We start from the raw sequence: 15,133 nt of genomic DNA, 5'->3' as shown, positions 1-15,133 counted from the left end.
GGACGGCGACTTGACCGACATGATGCATTCCCAAACGCGTATCCGCGCGGCCGTCATGCGCGGAGGCACGTCGAAAGGGCTGTACTTCCTCGCCGACGATCTGCCTGCGGATGCCGCCACGCGCGACGCTGTGCTGCTCGCCGCAATGGGGTCGCCCGATGCGCGTCAGATCGACGGAATGGGCGGTGCGAATCCGCTCACGAGCAAGGTCGCCATCGTGTCGCGCGCGACGCGCGCCGACGCCGACGTCGACTATCTCTTTGCACAGGTCGTGGTCAACGAAGCGCGTGTCGACTACGGGCAGAACTGCGGCAACCTTCTCGCCGGTGTGGGGCCGTTTGCGATCGAGCGCGGACTCGTCGCAGCCGCGGGCGACGTGACCAAAGTCAGCATTCACATGGTCAACACGGGACAGGTGGCGGTGGCCACCGTGCAGACCCCGGCTGGTGTCGTGAAGTACGACGGCGACGTTGCCATCGACGGCGTGCCGGGCGCGGCTGCCCCGCTGCCGTTGATGTTTCGCGATACCGCTGGCTCGTCCTGCGGCGCATTGTTCCCGACCGGACAACGTCAGGATGTCGTGGAAGGTGTCACGGTGACGTGCATCGATAACGGCATGCCGCTCGTGCTCATGCGCGCGGCGGACTTGGGGTGTACCGGCGTGGAGTCCTGCGAACAGCTCGAGGCGGACGCAGCGTTTCAGGCGATGCGCGACCGGATCGAGGCGATTCGTCTGGCCGTCGGTCCCCGCATGAATCTGGGTGACGTGCGCTTGCGCACGGTGCCCAAGATGTGTCTCGTGGCGCCGCCGCAAGCCGGGGGAGCCCTCGCGACGCGTTGCTTCATTCCCCACCGTTGCCACTCGTCCATCGGCGTGCTCGCGGCGGTCAGTGTGGCGACGGCCGCAGCACTGCCGGGCACCGTCTGCCATGAGATGGCGGTGGTGCCCGAGGGCGATGCGCCGCTGCTTGCCGTCGAACATCCGACGGGCGAGTTCACCGTACGTCTGGCGCTTGGCGCCGATGCCGACGGCACGCCGGCGGTTACGAGCGCCGGTCTGCTGCGCACGGCTCGCTGGCTGTTCGACGGCGAGGTCTGCATACCCGCCCGTGTCTGGGCGCAGGGAGGGAAGTCATGACCACCGAACGTCTCCCATTGCTCATGCTTCCCGGCTTGCTCTGCGACCCGGTGGCATGGGCGGCGACCGCGGCGCTCTTGCCGCAATACGATTGCCGCGTGCCCGCGTGGGGCGCACTCGATACCATCGGGGCAATGGCCGATCACGTGCTGGCGAGTACGTCCGAGCCGCACTTCGCGCTCGCGGGGCACTCGATGGGCGGACGTGTGGCGCTCGAAGTTGTGCGTCGCGCACCGCAGCGCGTGACGCATCTCGCGCTGCTCGACACCGGTTACCAGGCATTGCCCGAAGGCGAAGCTGCCGAGAAGGAGCGCAGCGGGCGGGCGGCATTGCTCGCGCGTGCGCGTGAGGCCGGTATGCGAGCGATGGGCCAGGTGTGGGCAACGGGCATGGTGCATCCCGATCAGATCGGCACGCCGCTCTTCGACGCGATTCTCGACATGATCGAGCGCAGCCATCCCGATCAATTTGCCGCGCAGATCCATGCGCTGCTCGGCCGCCCGGACGCGACGTCGCTGCTGGGCGAGGTGCATTGTCCGACGCTCGTGCTTTGCGGACGTCAGGACACATGGAGCCCGCTCGCGCGCCACGAGGTCATGGCAGGACTGATGCCCAATGCCGTATTGAGCGTTGTTGAAGACAGCGGTCATATGAGCCCGATGGAGCGTGCGCAAGACGTGGCCGATGCCATGCAGGCGTGGCTTGCGCGCCCGTTATCTCCCACGTTCTCCTCACAGGCTCGACCGGCATGACACACGACACCGCTCCCCACGACATGACACCCGGCGTCGAACCGAAAACGCTCGATGCACTGCTCGCCAAACAGGCGTGCCACAACCTCGTGATGCGCTTCGTCGCCTGCAACGACCAGCGCGACCCGCAGGGACTTGCCGCCCTGTTTGCCGAGAACGGCGTACTGGTGCGGCCCAACGGCGACACGCTCGTCGGGCCGGCCGCCATTGCCGCCGCTTATGCCGACCGGCCGGCGGACCGGCTCACGCGGCATCTCGTCGGCAATGTGTTGATCGACGTGACGTCACCCGCGAGCGCCGTCGGCAGTAGCACCGTGCTGCTCTGGAGCGGGTCGGTGCAAGACACGCCGGGGCCGTTCGGCCGCCCGGCGCAAGGCCGTCAGGTCATGGGGGAATTCGAAGACACGTTCGTTCGCACCGCGCAGGGCTGGCGCATCGCCCGCCGTGAAGCGCGTTTCACATTTATTCGCGAGGCGTGAGGAAAAATCAGCACCGCACGTCGCGCAAAAAAGTGACCGGGGATCGATGCCGAAAGCGCAGTTCAGGAGGCGGCAGCGATCACCCGGCATGGCAGTGAAAGCAGTGAAAAGGGCAGTACCCGAGCCGGCGCGGAGCGCCGTCTTGAAGAAGGTTGGGCCGGCGACATTGCCATCGGCCCGGAGGTTGGAGTCGTGAGGGTGAGCAGACCCTCGTCGCTGTGTATTTCAAAAACAAGGGGACAGAAGTGAAAGTGAAACATGCATTGGCCGCTGGCCTGCTGTTGAGTGCAGGACTGACTCACGCGCAAAGCAACGTGACGCTGTACGGCATCGTCGATACCGGCATCGCCTTCTACAACAACGCAGCCGGGGGCGGCAGCTTTGTTGGTGAACCGAATCTCACGGGCAAGGTGCCATCGCGCTTCGGCTTCAAAGGTGTCGAAGATCTGGGCGGAGGTCTGAAGGCCGTCTTCACATTGGAAAACGGCTTCCAGCCGGGCACCGGTAACCTGAACTATGGCGGACGTCTGTTCGGCCGTCAGGCGAATGTGGGTCTGTCGGGGGCGTGGGGTACGTTCCTCGTCGGCCGTCAGAACAACATGACGTTCTACGTGACGGGCAACGCCGACGTGATCGGGCCGTCGATCTTCTCGCTGGCCAGTATCGATCCGTACATCGCCAATGCACGTAGCGACAGTGCTGTCGGCTATATGGGCAAGTTCTCCGGCGTGACGCTCGGCGCGACGTACAGCTTCGGACGCGATGGCTCGGCCGCCGGCGGCCCTTCGGCCACGAACTGTGCGGGCAACGTGGCGGGCAATTACCAGGCATGTAAGCAATTCACCGGCCTGATCGGCTACGACTACGAGAACTTCGGTATCTCGGCGTCGTATGACCAGATGCGCGGCAACACGGGCGCTGCGGCACCGCTCACCCGCTCGCAGTACACCGACTCGCACTCGGTCGTCAACGCGTACTACAAGTGGTCGACGGGGCGCGTGGGCGGTGGTTGGATTCACCGCAACGTGAGCGCCGACGCCGCATCGCTGCGCTCGGACATCTACTTCATCGGCGTCACCTATCTGCCGACGATCACCTGGGCGTTCGACGCGCAGGCCATTCGTTATCAGTTGAAGAGCCGCGCCAACGCCACGATGCTCATCGGCCGCGCCACGTACTCGCTGTCCAAGCGCACGTCGCTGTATGGCATGGCCGGCTGGGTGGCGAACAGCCAGAACGGCGCCGTGGCCATTGCCGCAGGCGGCTCGGTCGTCACGGGCGGCAATCAGTTCGGTACGATGCTGGGCATTCAGCACACGTTCTGAGCGGGTGTCCTGACGACGCCAGAAAGCGCCGCAGCGCGTGCGTCTGACACGCGCGAAACGTCCGGGGGGGACGGGTCGCGCGTGACGCGACGCGGCGTCACTCCCTGTTGCGCGGCATGCGACGTGGTAGCGGCGCCGCGCGCCACGAGAGAGTGATCTGGCAGACGTCGTGCGGCATGACCGTGCGCAGCCGTACATTCCCCGAGCTGCGCCATTGCGCACGATTTTCCTGTCCGGCCCGGGCGATGATCCTCGCCGCAAGTGCGAAGGGTTTCCCGGGCCGCATTTTTTCCACCGCACGTCGTATCCCCTGCGATTTCTTTCCCGGCGTTTCATCTGTTGCGCCACCGAATCCGCATCGCGAAGTTCTGCACATGACCCAACCGGCTGGCCGAGTCGATTTGTCAAAGCGGGCAGTGCGCGCTAGCATCGTGCATTGCCGTGGCTGCATCGCGTTCTCCGGCAAACCGGGCGAAGGCCCGGACGGTGTGGCCACCTTCACGTATCTCCTCGCATGAATTCGTTATCCCCGTGCCTTCTTCTCACGTTCTGAGCCGGCGACGCCGGGCGCCCCGCGCCCGCACCGAATACGGCACGCGTGGTCCGGTCTGGCTGTTCGATCTGGACAACACGCTGCATCGCGCGTCGCACGCGATCTTTCCGCGCATCAACCGCGCGATGACCGCCTATATCGCCGAGAAGCTGGGGCTGTCGCGAGACGAGGCCAATCACCTGCGGTTTTCCTATACTGAGCGGTACGGGGCGGTGCTGCTCGGTCTCATCAAGCATCACGCCATCGATCCGCACGAGTTTCTGGCCCGTGTTCACGAGCTGCCGCCGCTGGTCGAGGTGCTGCGGGCGGAACGGGGCGTCGCCCGTCTGCTCGCCGGATTGCCGGGGCGCAAGATTCTCCTGACCAACGCGCCTGCACACTACGCGCTGCCGATCGTCGAAGCGTTGGGCATTCGTCGCTATTTCGAGCGTTGTGTGAGCATCGAAGACATGGCAGACCGGCGCGCCTGGCGGGCCAAGCCCGACGCGATCATGCTGCGCCGGCTGCTGGTGCGCGAGGGGCTCGCACCGCATCGCACATGGCTGGTCGAGGACACCCGTTCGCACCTGAAACACTTACGGCATTTCGGCATCAAGACGGTCTGGATCACGGGGCATCTGCCGATCAGAAACAGTCATGGCGACGTGATGCCGCGCAGTGGGCGCCCACACTACGTGGATATCAAAGTACAATCTCTGCGCGAGTTACGGGCGCGCCTAGCGACCGGGGTTCTAGCCCAGGCCGCCCGACAATCAAATCCCTACCGATAACGACCAGACGATGCAGCAGGAAAACTCTTCGAGCGGTGCCGGGTACGGCGCTGCCGATGCGCTGGAGGCCGCGCCCGCGCCTGTCAAGACAACCCGCCCCAAGCCGGGCGAGCGCCGCGTGCAAGTGTTGCAGACCCTCGCGGCCATGCTCGAGACGCCCAAGGGCGAGAAGATCACCACGGCCGCGCTCGCCGCACGCCTCGATGTCTCCGAAGCGGCGCTCTACCGCCATTTCGCGAGCAAGGCCCAGATGTTCGAGGGTCTCATCGAGTTCATCGAACAGACCATCTTCGGCCTGATCAATCAGATCTCCGCTCAGGATCAGGACGGCGTGGCACAAGCGCGCGCCATCGTGCTGATGCTGCTCGGTTTCGCCGAAAAGAACCCGGGCATGACGCGTGTGCTGACAGGCGAAGCGCTGGTCGGCGAGCATGAGCGTTTGCAAGAGCGCATGAACCAGTTGCTCGACCGCATCGAGGCGTCGCTGCGCCAGGTGCTGCGTCTGGCGACGGCGCAGGGCGCGCTGCCCGAAACCTTCGACGCCAACTCGCGCGCCAACCTGCTCGTGTCCTACGTGCTTGGCCGCTGGCACCGTTTCGCGAAGAGCGGCTTCAAGCGCTCGCCCGCCGAAGGCGCGGAGCCGCAGGTCGCAGCACTTCTGCGCTAAGACCGGGTGGTCTGCGCCCTCAGCGCGGATTACGTTATACTTTTGCAACCCGTGACGGGGCCGCCGGAGATTCGGTCGGCTTTGTCGCGATGATTGGCGCGCCGATTTGGTGACTCGCTTGCGGGCGCGCGAATGACGCTGCCGGGGTTTCCCGCGCACTGGCATTCATTAAAAATGCGGCTAAAGAGGTCGTGCGCGCCCCCCGCCGTTTTTCCGTCGACCCCTTTTCCCGCACAGAACGTTTCAGGACGCCGTCCGTCGATCATTGTCGACAGGGACGCCGGCCACGGCATGTTTCGGACAGGGATCTATGGAATCTTCAATCGGAATCGTCACGCCGCAGCGGATGCATTTCGCTGAGCCGCTGGCGCTGCAAAACGGCAGCACACTCGCGGGCTACGACCTGATGGTCGAGACCTACGGCGAACTCAATGCCGATCGCAGCAACGCCGTACTGGTTTGTCACGCGCTCAACGCGTCGCATCACGTCGCCGGTATCGCCGCCGACAATCCCAAGGATGTTGGCTGGTGGGACAACATGGTTGGGCCCGGTAAGCCGCTCGACACCGATCGCTTCTTCGTCATCGGGGTGAACAACCTCGGCTCGTGCTTCGGCTCGACCGGACCGATGAGCCTTGATGAAACCACCGGCACTCCCTACGGCGCCCGCTTCCCTGTCGTGACGGTGGAAGACTGGGTCAACGCACAGGCCCGTGTGGCCGACGCGTTCGGCATTCAAAAGTTTGCCGCAGTCATGGGCGGCAGTCTTGGCGGCATGCAGGCGCTCGCGTGGAGCATCATGTATCCCGAGCGCGTCGGTCACTGTCTGGTGATCGCCTCCACGCCGAAGCTCTCGGCACAGAACATCGCGTTCAACGAAGTGGCGCGCTCCGCCATCCTCTCCGATCCCGATTTCCACGGCGGCAACTATTACGCACACGGCGTGGTGCCGCGACGCGGGTTGCGGGTGGCGCGCATGATCGGTCACATCACCTATCTGTCCGACGAGGACATGGCGACCAAATTCGGCCGGGCGTTGCGTCGTGCCGAAACGCTGGTCGACGGTGTGAAAGCCGCCGGCAAGGAAGATGGCAACGGCAATGGCAATGGGCAGGACGATGCCTATCGCTTCAGCTTCGACGTGGAGTTCGAAGTGGAGTCGTACCTGCGCTATCAGGGCGACAAGTTCGCCGAGTATTTCGACGCCAACACCTATTTGCTGATTACGCGCGCGCTCGATTACTTCGACCCTGCGCGAACCGTGGGCGGCAATCTGGCCAAGGCGCTGTCACACACCACGGCCAAGTACCTGATCGTGTCGTTCACGACCGACTGGCGCTTCGCGCCGACGCGCTCGCGTGAAATTGTCAAGGCGCTGCTCGATACGCGCCGCACCGTGAGCTACGCCGAGATCGACGCGCCGCACGGCCACGACGCCTTCCTGCTCACCGATTCGCGCTATCACAACCTGGTGCGCGCCTATTACGAACGTATCGCCCAGGAGGTCGGGGTATGAGTCAGTCCACTGTACCGACCACGAGCGCGCAGGCGGCTTATCTGGCCGCGTCGCGTGACCGTATTTCGGCGTCGCTGGCCGACCGGCCGGATTTCCGGGTCATCGCGCGATGGATCGAACCGTCGTCGCAGGTGCTCGATCTGGGATGCAGCGACGGCTCGCTGCTGCGCCTGTTGATGGACGAACTCGACGTGAGCGGCTATGGCATCGAGATCGACGATGCCGGAGTGCTCGCCTCGGCGCAGCGTGGTATCAACGTCGTTCAGCAGAATATGGAAGACGGGTTGAAGCTCTTCGAGGACCAGAGTTTCGATACCGTCATCCTGTCGCAGACGCTGCAAACCATTCACCATACCGCGGACATTCTGCGCGAGACGGTGCGCGTCGGCCGCGAAGCGATCGTGTCGTTCCCGAACTTCGGCTACTGGCCGCACCGCCTGTCGGTATTGCGAGGCCGCATGCCGGTGTCGAAGAGCCTGCCGTTCCAGTGGCACAACACGCCGAACGTGCGCGTGCTGACCATCAAGGACTTTGAGGCGCTGGCGCCGGATGCCGGCGTGAAGATTCTCGATCGCGCGGTGCTTCACAATGGGCGACTCGTGTCCGTGGGCGCGAACTGGCGTGGTAGTCTTGCAGTCTATCGCGTCAAGCGTTCCTGAACCGACGGCAGCTAACGGGGCAGCGAGGCGCCGGGCCCCTGACGGCTGAAGACACCGGGGGCCGGGTGCCGCGCACCGCAGGCGGCTGGCCCCAACTGTCCTTTCCATGACCGATTCGCTGCCGCCCGCCGACGGGCACGTCTTTCACCCCACGCGGATGTTCATCTGCGTGATTCTCGGCTTCACCTCCGGCTTGCCGTTGTTCATCCTGCTCAATCTGGTGCAGGCCTGGCTGCGCAGCGAGCACGTGGATCTCAAGGCGATCGGCCTGTTCGCCCTGATCCAGTTTCCCTATACGTGGAAGTTTCTGTGGGCGCCGCTCATGGATCGCTTCGCCCCCAACGTTTTCGGATGGAAACCGGGGCGGCGGCGCGGCTGGATGTTCGTCACGCAATTGCTGGTGGCCGGCGCAGTGGCGCTGATGGGGACCTATTCGCCGCAGCGCGATCTGATGACGATTGCCGCGTTGGCGGCAGCGCTGGCGTTCTTCAGCGCGAGTCTCGACATTTGTCTGGATGCCTATCGACGCGAGTTGCTCTCCGACCGCGAACAGGGGCTGGGCACGGCCATACACGTGAACGCCTACAAGGTGGCCGGGCTCGTGCCGGGCTCGCTGGCCCTCATCATGGCCGACCACCTGCCGTGGTCGCAGGTATTCTTCGCCACGGCGGCGTTCATGCTGCCGGGTATCGTGATGACGCTCGTCGTCAAGGAGCCGGAGATTCGGGGCACGCCGCCGAAGACATTGCGCGAGGCCGTGGTCGAACCGTTTCACGAGTTCGTCACGCGCGGCGGATGGTCGCAGGCGCTGCTGGTGCTCGCGTTCATCTTTCTCTACAAACTCGGCGATTCGATGGCGACGTCGCTGGCCACGTCGTTCTATCTCGATCTGGGGTTCACGAAGACGCAAATCGGTGTCGTGGCCAAGGCGACGAGCCTTTGGGCCAGCGTGGCGGGCGGCATCATCGGCGGGGTCTGGCTGATCAAGCTCGGCATCAATCGCGGGCTGTGGGTCTTCGGCGTGCTGCAACTGGTGTCGGTGCTCGGCTTCGCGTGGCTCGTGAAAGCCGGCCCGGTCGTCACCGGGCTCGGTGTGGTGATCGCCTTCGAAGCCTTCACGGCAGGGTTGGGCACCGCGGCGTTCACGGCATACATCGCCCGCACGACAGACCCGCGCTATACGGCGACGCAGTTCGCACTGTTCACGAGCCTGGCCTCGGTGCCGCGCACGTTTGCCAACGCGGGCACCGGTTATATCGTGGACGGCGTTGGCTGGCTGACGTTCTTCCTCATCTGCACGGCGCTTGCGCTGCCCGGCATGCTGCTGCTGCCGAAGGTCGCCCCCTGGGGCGCCGACGACGATGACGGCGATGGCGTGCCCGTGACGAGCGGATCACGCTGAGCGGGGACGGGGGCCTCCCGTCCCGGGCGCCGTTGTCGTGTCGCGGTGCGGCTCAGGGGCCCCGAAAGGCCACCTTCTGACGCGTGACGACCTGGGTGGCGAAGTCTGCGTCACGCGGAATCGGCTCCCAGAAGACGTCCCACTGGAAGATCGGGAGAACGTTGAATTTCCTCGAGCGAAAGATGCCACGGTTGCGTTTGAATTCGCTGTACCGATCGCCCTTGAATTGCCGGTTCACCGACGTGAAAGGCAGAAGGCGTTCCGCGATGTCCGGGAAATCCAGATTCGGGTAATCGTCCCTCAGCTTCTCCAGCGCGGCAAATTGGTCCTGGCCAATGATCTGGATGGCGGTCTCAGGCATCGCGTAACGCTGGGCCCACATGACATGCCAGCCCGACTGCGTGTCGTTGATGAAGTTTGCGAGTGGCTGGCTCAGCACATACGCATCGGATTCGATGTGGACGATCTTGTCCGCACCGATGGTGCGTGCAATCGTCACGCAATGAAGGAAGCTGCGCCACCATCCGGGATACAGACTCATGCTTTGCCTTCCCAGATTCTTCTCGAAACGAACGATGCCATGGACGGGCTGGTGCGCCGAAATGTCGCTGTTCGCCCGCACCGTCTGGATCGTTTCCGAAGGGGGCAGATATGGCGAACCGTCGTCGATCATGAGGATCTTGTGGGCTTTGATCGGCCCGTTCCGATAGTAGTCCAGCCAGCGCCGATACCGTTGCTGCCAGGCATCGGCATCTTTCATGTAGCTGGTGCAAAACAACAGCGTCTTCATCGTGCTATCCATTACAGCGGGTGATCGTAGTCGACGGTCAGTGGCGCGTGGTCGCTGAACTTGATGTCGCGGAATACCGAGGTGGTCTTGGCCTTGCCCGCGATGCCCCGCGTGGCGATCTGATAGTCGATGCGCCAGCCGACGTTCTTTGCATAAGCCTGTCCGCGGTTGCTCCACCACGTGTACTGGTCGGCACGCGAATCGAGCGTGCGGAAGACGTCGACATAGCCATGGTCGTCGAATAACTGCGTGAGCCAGGCGCGCTCTTCGGGCAGGAAACCCGAGTTCTTCAGGTTGCCCTTCCAGTTCTTGATGTCGATTTCCTTGTGCGCGATGTTCACATCGCCGCACAGGACGACTTCGCGCCCTGCCGCCTTGAGTGCGAGCAGGTGCGGCATGAAGTCGGCCATGAAGCGGAACTTGGCGGCCTGACGTTCCTCGCTGCTCGATCCCGACGGGATGTACACGGAGATCACCGACAGATTGCCGTAGCGCACTTCGACGTAACGGCCTTCGGCGTCGAATTCGGCGTTGCCCCAACCGATGACGACGTCGTCGGGCTCGCGTCGCACGTACACGCCGGCGCCGCTGTAACCCTTCTTTTCCGCGTAGTGAAAATAGCCTTGATAGTCGTGCGGCTTGAGGAAGTCCGGCGTCATGTCAGGCAACTGCGCCTTGATTTCCTGCACACAGAGAATGTCGGCCTCCTGATTGCCGAACCACTCGAAAAAGCCCTTTTTGGCGGCCGATCGCACGCCGTTCAGATTCGCGGTAATGATGCGCATGAGTGTCGATGCGCCGCGCTCGCGCGGCATGAGGGGAAATAGGTCAGCGGCAAGGATACCGCAATCGCGAGGCGGCGTCGGACGACGCGGGTTGCGCCGCTCGTGGCCCGCCGGTCTGTGTTTTGCGCGGAAGACAGGGGGCAAGACGAAGGCAAGACAGGGACCTTACGTCCGGCGGGCGCCGCCCGCGATGGCCGCCTGCGCGTCTCCGTCGCCGCCGGGGCCGAGGATGTCGCGTGCCAGTGCGAGCCAGCGTCGTGCCGCGTGCGACAGATACGAGTCGCGCCGCCATGCCATCGCCAGATCCCACGGGATCTCCGGATCGCGCACGTCCGTCATCACGAAGCGTTTCGGATCGAGCCGTGCGCAAAAGGGCTCGGGCAGCAGGGCGATGCCCACGCCGTTGTCCACCATCGACGCAATGAAGTCCCATTGGCTCGACCGTCCCGCAATCTTGGGCGTGAAGCCCGCTCGGCGGCACGCGGCAATCACGAGTTCGGACAACGCAAAGCCTTCGCCGTAAAAGACGAACGGCTCGTCGCGCAACTCACCCAGACCAACCCAGGCGCGCCCCTCCCAACGCGAGTCGCGCGGGGCAATCAGACGCAACTGGTAGTGGCACACCGGCAGCACGTCGAGAATGGTGGGATCGACCGGCAGCAGCACCGCCCCGAGTTCGATATCGCCCGCGAGCAGCGCCTGCTCGATGGCGCGCGAGCCGGTTTCGAAGAGCTTCATCTCGATATCCGGATAGTGCTGATGAAACGCGCCGATCACCGGGATGAACAGATCGCCGCCGAGTGGCGGGATGCCGATGGACAACTCGCCGCGCGCGACCGTTTCCAGATCGGCCAGCTCCTGCCGTAGCCGGGCGTACGCGGCGAGCACATCCTGACCACGCTCGAAGACCACGCGTCCGGCATCGGTCAACTGAAGCCGGCGGCCCATGCCGCGCTCTTCGCGCAACATTAGCGGTGTACCCAGTTCGTCTTCCAGCGCTTTGACCATCTTGCTCACGGTCGGCTGGGTGATGAACAACGCTTCGGCCGCCGCCGTGAAGCTCTGCTGTCGCACAACTTCCACAAATCCTCGCAACGCGCGCAGTTCCATTTTGGTTCTCTCATTCGCACCATGTTGGTGCTATTTCGCGGAAAGCCCCGTCCCGTAAGGCTCTCTCATGCACTATTAGGGTTAATACTTAAATTATTCCAATTTGGAATCATTCCGATGAGACTAATTCATTATATTTATGTTGCGGTGCTTCTTATACTGCATTTCATACTGATGCCAAACCCGGGAGCCCGACATGACCAAGATGATTGCCAGCCGTCTGTATAGCCGCAGCAAGCGCATTGTCGACGTGGTCTGGCAGATTGCGCTGCTCACGGGCATCTATCTCGTGGCCGATGCTGCATCGCGTCATTTTCATTTGCCGCTGCCCGGCGGCGTGCTGGGCTTGCTCACCGTCGTGGCACTGCTCATGAGCGGCGTGTTGAAGACCGAGAAGATCAAGCGAGGGGCCGACTGGTTTCTGGCCGAGATGCTCCTCTTCTTCGTGCCGATGGTCGCGGCCGTGATGCAATACACCGATCTGCTGCGTCACGAAGGCCTGCAACTGCTCGCCGTGATCGGCGTCGGCACCGTGCTCGTGATGGTATCGACCGCGCTGGCCGTCGATCTGGCTTGCCGTGCGGAACGTCGCATGAAGCGTGCCTTCGTTCGCATCCCGGCAGTTCGCCGCGCGCATGCGCACGACGCCCGCTGATGCTGCGCGGGCCGGTTTTCACCGTCATTCCTCTCGATAGCGCTTGCCGGGTCTTGCCATGAATCATACGGCGCTGCTGCTGCTCGTTCTCACGGTCGTGCTCTATTACGTGTCGAAGCGCCTTTACGCGCGCTTCGGCAAGGTGTGGCTCGGCCCGGCGATTCTCGCGCCGATCCTGCTCATCGCCGTGATGGTTGGCGGCGACATTTCTTACGCGACATACATCTCCGACTCGCGCTGGCTGGTTTGGCTGCTCGGCCCCACGACGATTGCATTTGCCGTACCGATCTATGAGCACCGCGACATCATTCGCCGGCATGCGTTTGCGCTGATCGTTGGCGTGCTCGTCGCGATGATCGTGGCCGTGGGCAGTTCCTTCGTGCTTGCCCGCTTGTTCGAGCTGCCGCCCGAGATGGCGCGCAGTCTGCTTGCCCGCTCGATCTCGACGCCGTTTGCGCTGGCGGTGTCCGATCAGGTCGGCGGCTCGCGCGATCTGGTGGGGCTCTTCGTCATCATCACCGGGTTCATCGGCATGTTGCTCGGCGAGGGGTTGCTCTCGTGGCTGCCGTTGCGTACCCGCATGGCGCGCGGCGCACCGTTCGGTGCCGGCGCTCATGGTTTCGGCACCGCCAAGGCTCGCCAGATCGGTAGCGAAGAGGGGGTGGTGGCCAGCCTCGTCATGATGATCAACGGCATTCTGATGGTGTTCGCCGCGCCGCTGCTCGCGCATCTGCCTATCTGACGGTTCGGCGCCCTGAGCGTGCGGGCCAGAGGGGGCCGCCGCGTGCAGGTCGTACGGCTGTCATCTTCCTCGTAAAAAATAACCCTTCAGGCTAGGCTGCCGCCTGCCGCTCGCGCATCAGTTTTGCTACAATGCCCGGATCTTGAGGAGCGTTGCGACAGCCATCGTGCTGCCAGGCTCAAGATCCTTCCTATTGGCCGCGCCGGCCGCCGGTTTTCCTACGGGTAGCATGGCGTGTGAGCCTCAAGAACGGCGCTCACGTCCCACTATCTAGTCATTATTTAGAGAAAGGAGGCGTGATGAACGCCGTAGTCGATTCGAAATTCACCGATTTCCACGTTGCCGATATCAACCTTGCCGGCTGGGGCCGCAAGGAGCTGACCATCGCCGAGAGCGAAATGCCGGGCCTGATGGCCACGCGTGCCGAGTTCAAGGCCAGCCAGCCGCTCAAGGGCGCGCGCATTGCCGGCTCGCTGCACATGACCATCCAGACGGGCGTGCTCATCGAAACGCTCGTCGCCCTCGGTGCCGAAGTGCGCTGGGCCTCGTGCAACATCTTCTCGACGCAAGACCACGCCGCGGCGGCCATCGCTGCGGCCGGCATTCCGGTGTTCGCCTTCAAGGGCGAAACGCTCGACGAGTATTGGGAATACAGCCACCGCATCTTCGAATGGCCGAACGGCGAATTCGCCAACATGATTCTCGACGACGGCGGCGACGCCACGCTGCTGCTGATTCTGGGTAGCAAGGCAGAGAAGGATCTGTCGGTCGTCGCCAACCCGACCAACGAAGAAGAAGTCGCGCTGTACGCCGCCATCAAGCGTCACATCCAAATCGATCCGCAGTGGTACAGCAAGCGCCTGTCGCAAATCAAGGGCGTGACCGAAGAGACCACCACGGGCGTGCACCGTCTGTATCAGATGGAAAAAGACGGCACGCTGCCGTTCCCGGCCATCAACGTGAACGACTCGGTCACCAAGTCGAAGTTCGACAACCTGTACGGCTGCCGCGAGTCGCTGGTCGACGGTATCAAGCGCGCGACCGACGTGATGATCGCCGGCAAGATCGCCCTCGTGGCGGGTTACGGCGACGTGGGCAAGGGCTGTGCGCAAAGCCTGCGTGGTCTGGGCGCCACGGTGTGGGTCACGGAAATCGATCCGATCTGCGCCCTGCAAGCTGCCATGGAAGGCTACCGCGTGGTGACGATGGAATACGCTGCCGACAAGGCCGACATCTTCGTGACGGCCACGGGCAACTTCCACGTGATCGACCATGACCACATGGCCGCCATGAAGCATCAGGCCATCGTGTGCAACATCGGTCACTTCGACTCAGAAATCAACGTGGCGTCGACCCGCAAGTACGAGTGGGAAAACATCAAGCCGCAGGTCGATCACATCATTTTCCCGGACGGCAAGCGCATCATCCTGCTGGCGGAAGGCCGTCTCGTGAACCTGGGCTGCGCCACGGGCCACCCGTCGTTCGTGATGAGCAACTCGTTCACCAACCAGACGCTCGCACAGATCGAACTGTTCGTTGACGGCGCCAAGTACAAGAACAGCGTGTACGTGCTGCCGAAGCATCTGGACGAGAAGGTGGCGCGTCTGCACCTGGGCCGTATCGGTGCCGACCTGACCGTGCTGACCGACGATCAGGCAAAGTACATCAGCGTCGACAAGAACGGTCCGTTCAAGCCGGCGCACTATCGCTATTGATCGGTATCGAGCCCTCGCCTGTGTGTGACGAACGCACAGGCGACGGGGCACGGTATGGCGCGGCGGGGCCTGTTG

General features: G+C 63.5%; 16 protein-coding genes and 1 riboswitch. Of the genes, 13 read left to right on the top strand and 3 right to left on the bottom strand.

What is annotated here, in order from left to right; genetic code table 11:
- Window positions 1-19 precede the first annotated feature (19 nt).
- The 10 genes from PHO31112_RS01830 to PHO31112_RS01785 all read left to right on the top strand — a co-directional run bounded on the left by PHO31112_RS01830 (window position 20) and on the right by PHO31112_RS01785 (window position 9,261).
- Window positions 20-1,138 (top strand): 4-oxalomesaconate tautomerase, encoded by a 1,119-nt coding sequence (locus PHO31112_RS01830; RefSeq protein WP_150618918.1) that lies wholly within the window; start codon window positions 20-22, stop codon window positions 1,136-1,138.
- Complete coding sequence (locus PHO31112_RS01825; RefSeq protein WP_150618917.1) at window positions 1,135-1,890, top strand: alpha/beta fold hydrolase; 756 nt, start codon at window positions 1,135-1,137, stop codon at window positions 1,888-1,890. The genes PHO31112_RS01830 and PHO31112_RS01825 overlap by 4 nt, the downstream gene beginning before the upstream one ends.
- Window positions 1,887-2,369, top strand: a complete 483-nt coding sequence (locus PHO31112_RS01820; protein WP_150618916.1) for a nuclear transport factor 2 family protein — start codon at window positions 1,887-1,889, stop codon at window positions 2,367-2,369. The genes PHO31112_RS01825 and PHO31112_RS01820 overlap by 4 nt, the downstream gene beginning before the upstream one ends.
- A 245-nt stretch (window positions 2,370-2,614) precedes the next feature.
- Window positions 2,615-3,694, top strand: coding sequence for a porin (locus PHO31112_RS01815; protein ID WP_246177620.1), 1,080 nt, complete (start codon window positions 2,615-2,617; stop codon window positions 3,692-3,694).
- Between the two features lie 176 nt (window positions 3,695-3,870).
- Entirely contained in the window at window positions 3,871-4,212 is a 342-nt protein-coding gene (locus PHO31112_RS01810) for a hypothetical protein (protein ID WP_150618914.1), read from the top strand.
- 13 nt (window positions 4,213-4,225) lie between these two features.
- On the top strand, window positions 4,226-5,017 hold the full coding sequence (locus PHO31112_RS01805) for an HAD-IA family hydrolase (protein ID WP_174995464.1): 792 nt from the start codon (window positions 4,226-4,228) through the stop codon (window positions 5,015-5,017).
- A 10-nt stretch (window positions 5,018-5,027) separates the two neighbouring features.
- Window positions 5,028-5,684, top strand: coding sequence for a nucleoid occlusion factor SlmA (gene slmA, locus PHO31112_RS01800; protein ID WP_150618913.1), 657 nt, complete (start codon window positions 5,028-5,030; stop codon window positions 5,682-5,684).
- A 310-nt stretch (window positions 5,685-5,994) separates the two neighbouring features.
- Entirely contained in the window at window positions 5,995-7,200 is a 1,206-nt protein-coding gene (gene metX, locus PHO31112_RS01795) for a homoserine O-acetyltransferase MetX (RefSeq protein WP_150618912.1), read from the top strand.
- Entirely contained in the window at window positions 7,197-7,859 is a 663-nt protein-coding gene (gene metW, locus PHO31112_RS01790) for a methionine biosynthesis protein MetW (protein ID WP_246177618.1), read from the top strand. Before metX ends, metW begins: the two co-directional genes overlap by 4 nt.
- A 106-nt stretch (window positions 7,860-7,965) precedes the next feature.
- Complete coding sequence (locus PHO31112_RS01785; RefSeq protein WP_150618911.1) at window positions 7,966-9,261, top strand: AmpG family muropeptide MFS transporter; 1,296 nt, start codon at window positions 7,966-7,968, stop codon at window positions 9,259-9,261.
- 52 nt (window positions 9,262-9,313) lie between these two features.
- Here the strand turns inward: PHO31112_RS01785 and PHO31112_RS01780 are convergent, their stop codons facing one another.
- The 3 genes from PHO31112_RS01780 to PHO31112_RS01770 all read right to left on the bottom strand — a co-directional run bounded on the left by PHO31112_RS01780 (window position 9,314) and on the right by PHO31112_RS01770 (window position 11,946).
- Window positions 9,314-10,051, bottom strand: a complete 738-nt coding sequence (locus PHO31112_RS01780; protein WP_150618910.1) for a hypothetical protein — start codon at window positions 10,049-10,051, stop codon at window positions 9,314-9,316.
- An 11-nt stretch (window positions 10,052-10,062) separates the two neighbouring features.
- Window positions 10,063-10,866, bottom strand: a complete 804-nt coding sequence (locus PHO31112_RS01775; protein ID WP_150618909.1) for an exodeoxyribonuclease III — start codon at window positions 10,864-10,866, stop codon at window positions 10,063-10,065.
- 135 nt (window positions 10,867-11,001) lie between these two features.
- Window positions 11,002-11,946, bottom strand: a complete 945-nt coding sequence (locus PHO31112_RS01770; RefSeq protein ID WP_150618908.1) for a LysR family transcriptional regulator — start codon at window positions 11,944-11,946, stop codon at window positions 11,002-11,004.
- A 196-nt stretch (window positions 11,947-12,142) separates the two neighbouring features.
- Here PHO31112_RS01770 and PHO31112_RS01765 point away from each other — a divergent pair, with 196 nt between their 5' ends.
- The 3 genes from PHO31112_RS01765 (at window position 12,143) to ahcY (ending at window position 15,058) form a co-directional block, all read left to right on the top strand.
- Window positions 12,143-12,601: a CidA/LrgA family protein gene (locus PHO31112_RS01765; RefSeq protein WP_150618907.1), complete on the top strand. Its 459-nt coding sequence runs from the start codon at window positions 12,143-12,145 to the stop codon at window positions 12,599-12,601.
- Window positions 12,602-12,659: 58 nt separating this feature from the next.
- Window positions 12,660-13,343, top strand: coding sequence for an LrgB family protein (locus PHO31112_RS01760; RefSeq protein ID WP_150618906.1), 684 nt, complete (start codon window positions 12,660-12,662; stop codon window positions 13,341-13,343).
- A 138-nt stretch (window positions 13,344-13,481) separates the two neighbouring features.
- A riboswitch (S-adenosyl-L-homocysteine riboswitch) is annotated at window positions 13,482-13,608 on the top strand.
- Between the two features lie 34 nt (window positions 13,609-13,642).
- Window positions 13,643-15,058, top strand: a complete 1,416-nt coding sequence (gene ahcY, locus PHO31112_RS01755; RefSeq protein ID WP_150618905.1) for an adenosylhomocysteinase — start codon at window positions 13,643-13,645, stop codon at window positions 15,056-15,058.
- The last annotated feature ends 75 nt before the right edge of the window (window positions 15,059-15,133 follow it).

The sequence above is a fragment of the Pandoraea horticolens genome (assembly GCF_902459555.1).
GTDB classification, from domain to species: Bacteria; Pseudomonadota; Gammaproteobacteria; order Burkholderiales; family Burkholderiaceae; genus Pandoraea; species Pandoraea horticolens.
This window is presented reverse-complemented; position numbering and strand designations above follow the sequence as displayed.

Excerpts from the sequence above, each read along its gene's own strand:
- PHO31112_RS01830 (WP_150618918.1), top strand. The coding sequence starts at position 20 with ATGATGCATTCCCAAACGCGTATCCGCGCGGCCGTCATGCGCGGAGGC.
- PHO31112_RS01825 (WP_150618917.1), top strand. The coding sequence starts at position 1,135 with ATGACCACCGAACGTCTCCCATTGCTCATGCTTCCCGGCTTGCTCTGC.
- PHO31112_RS01820 (WP_150618916.1), top strand. The coding sequence starts at position 1,887 with ATGACACACGACACCGCTCCCCACGACATGACACCCGGCGTCGAACCG.
- PHO31112_RS01810 (WP_150618914.1), top strand. The coding sequence starts at position 3,871 with ATGACCGTGCGCAGCCGTACATTCCCCGAGCTGCGCCATTGCGCACGA.
- slmA (WP_150618913.1), top strand. The coding sequence starts at position 5,028 with ATGCAGCAGGAAAACTCTTCGAGCGGTGCCGGGTACGGCGCTGCCGAT.
- metX (WP_150618912.1), top strand. The coding sequence starts at position 5,995 with ATGGAATCTTCAATCGGAATCGTCACGCCGCAGCGGATGCATTTCGCT.
- metW (WP_246177618.1), top strand. The coding sequence starts at position 7,197 with ATGAGTCAGTCCACTGTACCGACCACGAGCGCGCAGGCGGCTTATCTG.
- PHO31112_RS01785 (WP_150618911.1), top strand. The coding sequence starts at position 7,966 with ATGACCGATTCGCTGCCGCCCGCCGACGGGCACGTCTTTCACCCCACG.
- PHO31112_RS01780 (WP_150618910.1), bottom strand. The coding sequence starts at position 10,051 with ATGAAGACGCTGTTGTTTTGCACCAGCTACATGAAAGATGCCGATGCC.
- PHO31112_RS01775 (WP_150618909.1), bottom strand. The coding sequence starts at position 10,866 with ATGCCGCGCGAGCGCGGCGCATCGACACTCATGCGCATCATTACCGCG.
- PHO31112_RS01770 (WP_150618908.1), bottom strand. The coding sequence starts at position 11,946 with ATGGAACTGCGCGCGTTGCGAGGATTTGTGGAAGTTGTGCGACAGCAG.
- PHO31112_RS01765 (WP_150618907.1), top strand. The coding sequence starts at position 12,143 with ATGACCAAGATGATTGCCAGCCGTCTGTATAGCCGCAGCAAGCGCATT.
- PHO31112_RS01760 (WP_150618906.1), top strand. The coding sequence starts at position 12,660 with ATGAATCATACGGCGCTGCTGCTGCTCGTTCTCACGGTCGTGCTCTAT.
- ahcY (WP_150618905.1), top strand. The coding sequence starts at position 13,643 with ATGAACGCCGTAGTCGATTCGAAATTCACCGATTTCCACGTTGCCGAT.